General features: G+C 70.6%; 5 protein-coding genes and 1 pseudogene. 4 read left to right on the plus strand and 2 right to left on the minus strand.

The window, feature by feature from the left end:
• Positions 1 to 682: pseudogene (locus tag AOK15_RS21940) on the plus strand (transcriptional regulator); the annotation flags it as partial.
• A 68-nt stretch (positions 683 to 750) separates the two neighbouring features.
• Here AOK15_RS21940 and AOK15_RS21945 read toward each other — a convergent pair.
• Positions 751 to 1644 (minus strand): LysR family transcriptional regulator, encoded by an 894-nt coding sequence (locus AOK15_RS21945; protein ID WP_055519515.1) that lies wholly within the window; start codon positions 1642 to 1644, stop codon positions 751 to 753.
• Between the two features lie 127 nt (positions 1645 to 1771).
• Between AOK15_RS21945 and mgrA the strand changes: the two genes are divergently transcribed.
• Complete coding sequence (mgrA, locus tag AOK15_RS21950) at positions 1772 to 2770, plus strand: L-glyceraldehyde 3-phosphate reductase (RefSeq protein WP_055519517.1); 999 nt, start codon at positions 1772 to 1774, stop codon at positions 2768 to 2770.
• Positions 2771 to 2830: 60 nt separating this feature from the next.
• On the opposite strand, the gene AOK15_RS21955 is transcribed toward mgrA, so the two are convergent.
• Positions 2831 to 3109, minus strand: a complete 279-nt coding sequence (locus AOK15_RS21955; protein WP_055519519.1) for a DUF1905 domain-containing protein — start codon at positions 3107 to 3109, stop codon at positions 2831 to 2833.
• A gap of 542 nt (positions 3110 to 3651) precedes the next feature.
• Here AOK15_RS21955 and AOK15_RS21960 point away from each other — a divergent pair.
• Both AOK15_RS21960 and AOK15_RS21965 read left to right on the plus strand, forming a co-directional pair.
• Entirely contained in the window at positions 3652 to 4062 is a 411-nt protein-coding gene (locus AOK15_RS21960; protein WP_055519524.1) for a hypothetical protein, read from the plus strand.
• A 139-nt stretch (positions 4063 to 4201) separates the two neighbouring features.
• Positions 4202 to 6526 (plus strand): FHA domain-containing protein, encoded by a 2325-nt coding sequence (locus AOK15_RS21965; RefSeq protein WP_055519526.1) that lies wholly within the window; start codon positions 4202 to 4204, stop codon positions 6524 to 6526.
• Positions 6527 to 6610: the final 84 nt, after the last annotated feature.

A 6610-nucleotide genomic window follows, 5' to 3' on the forward strand; every position in this document is an offset into this window, starting at 1 on the left:
GAGCAAGCCCGGCCCCTCCCGCGCCGACGACGCCGAGCGCACACCCCCCGCGGCGGCCGACGTGCCGCTCACCTGGACCGCCGACTCCCAGGTCTGGGAGATCGGCTGCAGCCACGACTACGTCATCGCGAAGCCGCCGAAGCAGGTGCCCCCGCCCCCACCGCCGCAGGACGCCGGTGCCTGGGCCGCGACGCAGCAGGCGCTTCACGGCCGCAAGACGCTCGTGGAGATCTCGGTGCAGGGGCGGTCGTCGAAGGCGGTCGTGCTGAAGGCCCTGCGGGTGCGCGTCGTCGGCCGCAGCGCTCCCGCCGAGGGCAACGTCTACGCCATGGACCAGGGCTGCGGCGGAGGAATCAGCCCCCGCTACTTCGACGTCGACCTGGACAAGGGCCGGCCCCTCGCCCGCCCGGTCGACGGCAGCGACATGGGGACCACGATCCCGGCCGTGCGCATGCCGTACAAGGTGTCGGCCGAGGACCCGGAGGTGCTGCTGGTCAGCGCGGAGACCCAGTCGTGCGACTGCCGCTGGTACCTGGAACTGGAATGGTCCTCCGAGGGCCGTACCGGCACGGTCCGGATCGACGACCACGGCCGCCCGTTCCGCACGACCGGCATCAAGGGCCTGCCCCACTACATGTACGCCACCTGGAAGCACCAGTGGGCGCCCATGACGGACGGATGACGGGCTGACTGAACGAGCGACCTGCTGACCGGCCGGTCGGCGAGCGACCTGCTCACCGGCCGGCCGGCTCAGAAGGTGTCGATCTGCGGTTCCAACAGCCCCAGCAGGGCCCGTGCCGCCGGGCTCATGGCCTGCGGGGGCGGCAGCAGGGCGACCGTCTCGTACACGGTGTCGCCGGTGCCCTTCACGGGGACGGCGGTGAGCGACGCGCGCTTGTGCCGGAAGTGGCGCGGTACGACGGCGATGCCGAGGTTCTCGTCGACGAGGTCGAGGAGGCTGTGCACGTCGTTGACCTCCAGGGGCACGGTCCTGCGGACGCCCGCGGCGGCGAAGACGGCGTCGGTCGTGCGGCGCGGCCCCCAGTCCGGGTGGAAGTCGACGAAGACCTCACCGCCGAGTTCCTCGGGCGTCACGGCCGCGCCGGCGGCCGCGAGACGGTGGCTGGGGTGGCACAGCACGGTCATCGGCTCACCGGTCAGCGGGACGACCCGCAACTGGTCCGTGTCCTCCTGGGCGGTCCGCACCGCGAAGGCCAAGTCGAGCCGTCCGCTCGCCACCTCGTCCGCGAGGGCGCCGGAGCCGGCCTGCCGCAGACAGATCTCCACATCCGGGTGCCGCCGCCGGAACGCGGCGAGCAGCCCCGCCACATGCACCCCGGCGATGCACTGCTCCGACCCGAGCGCCAGCATGCCGCGCAGGACACCCTGCACCGCGGCCACCGCCTCGTGCGCCGACCGCACCTGCGCCAGGATCCGCTCCGCCTCCGTCAGCAGCGCCCGGCCGGCCGGGGTGAGCGTCACCCGGCGCGTCGTCCGTACGAACAGCGGCGTCTGCAGCTCCCGTTCCAGCGAGCGGATGGACGCCGACAGGCCGGACTGCGAGACCAGCAGCCGCTCGGCCGCCCGGGTGAAGTGTTCCTCCTCGGCGACCGCGACGAAATGCTGCAGATGACGGAGCTCCATGACTGAGAAGCGTAAACGCTGAATCCCATCGGATTCTTCTGTTGGACCAATGCCCCCAGGTCGCGAAAGAGTGGACACCGGTTCACCGGGAACCCGGACCCACCGTGCCAACCCCTCTGGAGTCGCGTTGTACACCGCACACCACGACCGTTACGCGGACATGCCCTACCGGCGCACCGGACGCAGCGGTCTGAAACTGCCGGCGCTCTCACTCGGCCTGTGGCACAACTTCGGTCCCGACCGGCCCGTCGAGACCCAGCGCGAGATCCTGCGCCGCGCCTTCGACCTGGGCGTCACCCACTTCGACCTGGCCAACAACTACGGTCCGCCGCCCGGTGCCGCCGAGTCCGCGTTCGGTGAGGCGCTCAAGGCCGACTTCGCCCCGTACCGCGACGAGCTGATCATCTCCACCAAGGCGGGCTATCTGATGTGGCCCGGCCCGTACGGAGAATGGGGCTCCCGCAAGTACCTGCTGTCCTCGCTCGACCAGAGCCTGAAGCGCATGGGTGTCGACTACGTCGACATCTTCTACTCCCACCGTCCCGACCCGGACACCCCGCTGGAGGAGACGATGGGCGCCCTGCACTCAGCGGTGCAGCAGGGCAAGGCGCTGTACGTCGGCGTCTCCAACTACTCGGCCGAGCAGACCCGTGAGGCCGCCCGCATCCTGGGCGAGCTGGGCACCCCGCTCCTCATCCACCAGCCGCGCTACTCGATGCTCGACCGGCGCCCCGAGAGCGAGGGCCTGCTCGACGCCCTCGACGAGCTCCAGGTGGGCTCCATCGTCTTCTCCCCGCTGGAGCAGGGCCTGCTGACCGGCCGCTACCTCGACGGCATCCCGGAGGACTCGCGGGCCGCGAGCGACAGCCCGTTCCTGAACTCCGACGCCGTCACCGAGGACCTGGTGGGCCGGCTGCGCGCCCTCGACGAGGTCGCCAAGTCGCGCGGCCAGTCGCTGACCCAGCTCGCCCTCGCCTGGGTGCTGCGCGGCGGCCGGGTGACCTCCGCGCTGGTCGGCGCGAGCAGCGCGCGCCAGATCGAGGACAGCGTCGGCGCCATCCGCAACCTCGACTTCGAGGCCGACGAACTGGCCCGCATCGACGCGATCATCGAGGGCAAGCTCTAGCCTCCGTCCGCCGAACCTCTCGGCGGCAGGTCCTCGGCGGCAGGTTCTAGGCGGCAGGTTCTAGGCGTCGACGCGTTCCTCCAGGTGGACGGTCACCGATTCGCCCGCCCCCTTCCCTATGGCCCTGCGGATGTCGGCCTTCACGGGCAGTTTGTGGGTGCCGTCGCCGAGGGCCATGAAGGAGCTGCGGAACGGGTGGCCGTCGATGGTGCCGCGAACCTTGACCAGTCCGCGGGTGCCGAAGAAGGCGACGGACTCCGGCCAGACGAGATAGGTCCAGCCGCCCTGCGCGGGACTCTTCCGCAGCTCCGCCGTGAACCGCTTGTCGAGTGTGCTCATATCGCCCTCCGCTTCCGGTGTCTCTCCCACAGGAGACCGCCGGGAGCGGAGAAACTCATCGAGGGCGGCGGATCACGGGACCGCCGTGGGCGTGATCGTTGAACGCCGCGTCGAGGACGTACGTAAGGGACGGGGAGCGGATGCGGAGCCGCCTGGGCCCCGTCATCCGGCACCGTCACGATGCCCTGCCCTGCCCCAGGGAGGGCGTCGATCACCTCGGAGGTCCTGCCGAAACCCCGCAGGCCCCGCCGAGGGAGCCCCGGTCGGAGGGCTCGTCGTATCGTTTCGGCCATTCGCGCGCTCGCATATGCCAGGAGACTGGCTGAATTGGCATGGTGACAGAGCGTCAGGAGTGGCGATACTCGAGTGACAGGCGATTGAGTCATGAACAAAGCGGGCCTCCGTGCGCGTCCATGACGTCACCGTGCGTGACATTCGGTCGCCTGGCGTGCACGACCAGCAAGTCTGTGAGGCGAGAACGGGTTCGTCCGGCGAGCGGGGCCGGGCGGCGGTCGACGGCGGTGCGATCGGGGGAGCTGAGGGTGCACGACGAATTCCTGTGCCATGTCACCGCGTACGGGATGTGCGGCGGACAGCGCGTCGGAGTGCCTCTGGGGACCTACCGTGCCCCCACCCTGGCACTGGCTCTCTGGTGGATGCGTGACCGCGCGTTATGGATCGCCGAACGCCTGGACCCGCGCCCCGAGAACCCGACCTTCCCGCCCAACTCCGTGGTCCCCATGGCCGACACCGTCCCCGACGTGCCGAGCATGCTGCGCGCCTGGACCGCCGACGGCGTCCAGCAGGAACTGGTCGCCGAGGAGTTGGCCGCCGGGAACCTGGTCCGCATCGCCACCAACGACGACACCACCGAGTACGAACTGCTCGCCGAGTCCGTCGACGCCGTCCGTATGCAGCGGATCGCCCAGCGGATCGCCGCCCCCGCCGCCTGACCGCGGCGCCTGCCCCCTCCCGCGCGGCCCGGACGCGGCCTCTCGAACGCCCCTACGGCGTGCGGCCCCCATCCCCTGGACATCTCCGCCGTCGCCCCATCGGGCGCGCATATGGGGGTGAATCGGTAGAATTTTCGGCATGGCAGAGCGGTCGATAGCGGCGACTGCGCCCGCACTCGTGCTGGAGACCGAGTCGGGCTCCACGGTGATGACCCCGAGCCACGAGTACCACGTCGGACGCGACCCGCTCAGCGAGATCGTGCTCGACGACGACCGGGTCTCGTGGCACCACGCGGTGCTCAGGGCGCACGCCGACCACTGGACCATCGAGGACGAGAACAGCACCAACGGTACGTTCGCCGACGGCCACCGTGTCCGCGAATGGGACGTGGGTCCCGGCACCGTCATCCGCTTCGGCAGCGTCGAGGACGGGCCACGGGCCGTGCTCACCGGAATGGACCCCGTCCGCCCCTCCGGTGTCTTCCAGCCCGCCTCGACCGGAACCTTCCGCCGGCCGACCAGCGTCCGCCCCCTGCCGGCGCGGACCGTCCGCATCGGCCGTGCCGCCGACAACGACCTGGTCATCGACGACCTCGTGGTCTCCCGTTGGCACGCCGAACTGCGGGCTCGCCCGGACGGCACCTACGAGATCGCCGACCTCGGCAGCCACAACGGCACCTACCTCAACGGCCGTCCCGTCGACAGCGCGCCGGTCACTGACGGTGACATCGTCGGTATCGGTCACTCCGCGTTCTGCCTGGTCGGGGACGAACTGCAGGAGTACGTCGACACAGGTGAGGTCTCCCTCGACGTGCAGGAGCTGACCGTCGCCGTCGACCGCGGACGCCGGACACTGCTCGACAAGGTGGCCTTTCCGGTCGGCGAGAAATGCCTCCTCGCCGTCGTCGGCCCGAGCGGCGCCGGGAAGTCCACCCTCCTGAACGCCCTCACCGGCCAGCGCCCCGCCGACAGTGGCACCGTCCTGTACGACGGCCGGGACCTCTACCGCGACTACGCCGAGCTGCGCCAGCGCATCGGCCTCGTCCCGCAGGACGACATCCTGCACGCCCAGCTGACCGTCCGCAGGGCCCTCGCCTACGCCGCCGAACTGCGCTTCCCCCAGGACACCGCGAAGGCCGAGCGACAGGCGCGCGTCGACGAGGTGATCCATGAGCTGGGCCTCGAACAGCGCGCCGACCAGCCGATCCACAGCCTCTCCGGCGGCCAGCGCAAGCGTGTCAGCGTCGCCCTGGAACTGCTGACGAAGCCCTCCCTGCTCTTCCTCGACGAGCCGACCTCCGGCCTCGACCCCGGCATGGACCGCTCCGTGATGCACATGCTGCGCGGCCTCGCCGACGACGGCCGCACGGTCATCGTCGTCACCCACAGCGTCCTCAGCCTCGACGTCTGCGACCGCCTCCTCGTCCTCGCGCCCGGCGGCAAGGTCGCCTACTACGGGCCGCCGGACGACACCCTCGCCTTCTTCGGCTTCGAACAATGGCCCGAAGCCTTCGAGGCGTTCGAACGGGACCAGGACCGGGACTGGGCGGGGGAGTACCGCGACTCGCCGTTCCATCGCCAGTACGTCACCGCGTCCATGAGCCGCCCGTATCTGCCGGAGGCGACGCCCGTCGACGTGGCACCGCCGCCCAAACCGCAGAGCTGGGGCGCACAGCTCGGCACACTGGTCCGCCGGTACAGCGCCGCGCTCGGCGCCGACCGCACCTTCCTCGCCATCATGATCGCGCTGCCGTTCGTCATGGGCGCCATGGCCCGAGCCCTCGCCGGCAGTGAACTGGACCGCGAGACCGCCATGAACGCGCTGCTCATCCTGTGCGTCGGCGGCGTCCTGACCGGCGCGGCCAACGCCGTCCGGGAACTGGTCAAGGAACGCGTCATCTACCAGCGGGAACGCGCCGTCGGCCTGTCCAGATCCGCGTATCTGATGTCCAAGGTCGTCGTCCTCGGCACCATCACGGTGCTCCAGGCCGTCGTCCTCACCCTGGTGGCCCTCCTCGGCGTCGACCTCAACGCCCCCGGCGGCGAAGGCGTCCTGCTGCCGCCGCTCGTCGAGATCACCGTGGCCGTGGCCCTGCTCGCCTTCACCGCGATGATGCTGGGCCTCGTCGTCTCCGCCCTCGTCCGCAAGGAAGAGGTCACCATGCCGCTGCTGGTGCTCCTCGCGATCATCCAGGTGGTGTTCTGCGGAGCGCTGCTGGACGTGAAGGGCACCATCGTCCTCGAACAACTGGCCTGGCTGGTGCCCTCGCGGTGGGCGTTCGCCGCCATGGCCGGCACCATCGACCTCGAACAGATCGTCCCCGACAAGTCCGACCCGCTGTTCGAGCACTCCGCCGGCGTGTGGCTGCTCGACCTGGGGATGCTCGTCGTGCTGTCCCTGGTCTGCGGTTACCTCGTCGCCCGTCTGCTGCGCCGCCGCGAACCCGCGGTGATGCGGAAGTAGCCGCGATGACGACCCCCGGTTTCCTCCCCACGCATGTCGTCCCGCCGGGCGGACTGCCCGCCTGGGAGGCCCCCGACCCCGCAC

It is taken from the genome of Streptomyces ossamyceticus, from assembly GCF_001418475.1.
Taxonomy (GTDB): domain Bacteria; phylum Actinomycetota; class Actinomycetes; order Streptomycetales; family Streptomycetaceae; genus Streptomyces; species Streptomyces ossamyceticus.